This window comes from Acinetobacter sp. Swhac1 (assembly GCF_013390985.1).
Taxonomy (GTDB): domain Bacteria; phylum Pseudomonadota; class Gammaproteobacteria; order Pseudomonadales; family Moraxellaceae; genus Acinetobacter; species Acinetobacter towneri.
In genome coordinates this window covers 1-878 of the sequence record NZ_JACASN010000111.1, presented here as the reverse complement: position 1 = coordinate 878, position 878 = coordinate 1, and the positions used below count along the sequence as shown (strand labels likewise).

Annotated in this window: 1 pseudogene; it reads right to left on the bottom strand. The window is 60.3% G+C overall.

The annotated features are described in order from the left end of the window. Nucleotides 1-235: 235 nt before the first annotated feature. Nucleotides 236-878: pseudogene (locus tag HX743_RS16185) on the bottom strand (IS91-like element ISVsa3 family transposase); the annotation flags it as partial.

Below are 878 nucleotides of genomic sequence, written 5' to 3'. Positions count from 1 at the left end.
ACGTATAGGAAGAATAAACGCCCTTTTCACCCAAGTCCAACAGCTTTGGACCGCAGTTGACTCTTTCGACACCCCTGCGATGCAACCCAATCCGGCTGACGGGGAGCCAGCAACGCTGAAAATTTACCCTCCTCTTTCCCACTAGCGGCTCCTTTTCCGACAACCAGCACGGCGGATCCCTGCCGCGGCGCTGTGAACGCAGCATTTTGATTGGTATCGTTGGCCTTCAGGCTCGTCAGTCAAACAGACCCAGGAGCAGCTCAGCCGGTGGCGCCCGGCTTTCGGGTAACGCCCTGGTCCCGCTGGTTTCGGCTTTGTGCTTCAGGTGATCAAGGATCTGCTTGATCACTATAGGGTCTTCAATGCAGGCGATGACTTTCATGGCGCCGCCGCAGCCGCTGCAGGTCTCGATGTCGATATTGAAAACACGCTTGAGCCGTTGCGCCCATGTCATCGACGCTCGCCGTTGTGCTGGTGTTGCCGGTTCATCAGCCACCCTGACCTTGTTGCCCCTGCCCCGTTTTGCCGGCGTGACCAACGCCCGGTGCCGACTGTTGGGTGCGAACACCCCGTGGAAGCGGGTTAGGTTGACTCTGGGCTTCGGTACCAGGGCGGCCAGCCTTGCAATGAAATCCAATGGTTCGAAAATGACGTGCGTGGTGCCGTCCCGGTACGGCGTCTTGAGCTGGTAGCGCACGTTGCCGCCTCGTGTTAACGACAGCCGCTTCTCGGATACCGCCGGGCGGCTGATGTACCGGCACAGCCGTTCGAGCTTCTTGCGTTCATCGGCCCTGGCCGCCACGCCGGCGTGCAGGCTGGACCCGGCTACCTTGCCAATCCCGTCACCGAACGGATCACCACTGGTCGGCAGAGTTTGC